This is a genomic window from Streptomyces sp. NPDC006476, from assembly GCF_040612015.1.
In the GTDB taxonomy this organism is placed as follows: domain Bacteria; phylum Actinomycetota; class Actinomycetes; order Streptomycetales; family Streptomycetaceae; genus Streptomyces; species Streptomyces griseorubiginosus_B.
Window position 1 is genome coordinate 42,316 of sequence record NZ_JBEXPK010000067.1, and the last position, 1,572, is coordinate 43,887.

Consider the following 1,572-nt stretch of genomic DNA (forward strand, 5'->3'; position numbering starts at 1 on the left):
CGAGCCCGGCCAACAACGCGCTGCGCGGCCGCACCGTCATCGACGAACCCCCTCCCGGTCGCTGGTGGGTGGGGCCGGGGCTCCGGGGTGCTCCTCGTCCGCCGTCACCGCGGGGTGCCAGCCCTCCCGGGCCAGCGCCCGTACCAGCGCGGCGACCATCCGCGGGTCGAACTGGGCGCCCGCGCCCCGCCCGAGCTCCTCCAGCGCGGCCGGGACGGGCCGGGCCCGGCGGTAGGAGCGGGTGGAGGTCATCGCGTCGAAGGCGTCGGCGACGGCCACCACCCGAGCCGACTCCGGGATCTGGCTGCCCATCAGCCCGTACGGGTAGCCGCTGCCGTCCAGCCGCTCGTGATGGTGGAGCACGGCCGCCCGCGCCTCCCCCAGGAACCCGATGCCGCGCACCATCTCGTGCCCGTACTCGGGATGCAGCTCGATCACCCGCCGCTCCTCGGGCGTCAGCGGCCCGTCCTTCCTCAACAGCCGGGTGGGGACGCCGAGTTTGCCCACGTCGTGCAGGATCCCGGCGAAGCGCAGCACCTCGACGCGGGCGTCGTCCATGCCGAGTTCGCGCGCGATCATCATGGAGGCCTGCCCGACCCGCTCACTGTGTCCGCGGGTGTACCCGTCCTTGATGTCGACGGCCTGGACGAGTGCGCGGATGGTCGCCCGGTGCGCGGCCCGCTCGCGGTGGGACTGCGCGAACACCCACCAGGACACGCACATCGGCAGCAGCACGAGCAGCGCGGCGACCGGGCCGTACGGGCTGCGCCACAGCACGGCCATCATGAGCCCGGCGAGTCCGTGCACGGCGACGGGCGCGAGGGACCGTACGAACAGCCCGCGCCAGGCCCGCCGTACCGGAACCCGTTCGGCCAGCGCGAGGATCCCGCCCTCCAGGGCCGTCAGGGCCAGGCAGAAGGCCAGGACCGCCGCTCCGGCGGCCACCAGGACGTACGGGAAGTCGGGCGTGAGGACGGCGTCGCATCCGCCGAGCGCCTCGTGCACCCGCCCGGCGACCCAGACGGCGAGCGCCAGTTGGGCCGCGCGCCAGATCCGCCGCAGCGCGTACGGGCGTTGCTCGACCCGGGAGAGCAGCGCGCCCGACACCGGGACCAGCGCGGCGGCGGGCGGCGGCAACAGGAAGGCGCCGGCGAGCAGGACCGGGTAGAACGTTCCGGCGAAGCGCCGACGGGCGGCGGCCTGCTCACCGCCCGCGTACAGCGCGGCGAGCAGAGCGACCGCCCACCAGGGCGCGTGCGTCTCGGGCAGCGGGAGCAGACAGCACAGGGTGACGACGACGAGCCCGGCTACGTACGCGCGTGCCCGTGCCGGTACCGCCTCCACGCCCACGCCCTCCCGTCCGCCCTCCCGTCGTGCCCGTTCCGGCAACGGAGCCTAGGGCGCGGAGCGTTACGAAGGGGACGCTATGGGGGAATCTGCGGGCATATAGCCTCAGGATTAGCCCGTTCGAGTGAGCGGTGGTCGAATGTTCAGCCCGGCACGTCCTCCGCGAGCACCTTGCTCAGTTCCTCCACGGCGGCAGGTGACTCCCGCTGGAACGCGGCGAGGTCC

Annotated in this window: 1 protein-coding gene; it reads right to left on the reverse strand. The window is 74.2% G+C overall.

Annotation, left to right across the window (positions count from 1 at the left end; all coding sequences use genetic code 11):
* Nucleotides 1–36: 36 nt before the first annotated feature.
* Entirely contained in the window at nt 37–1,344 is a 1,308-nt protein-coding gene (locus ABZZ74_RS42525) for an HD-GYP domain-containing protein (protein ID WP_356949498.1), read from the reverse strand.
* Nucleotides 1,345–1,572: the final 228 nt, after the last annotated feature.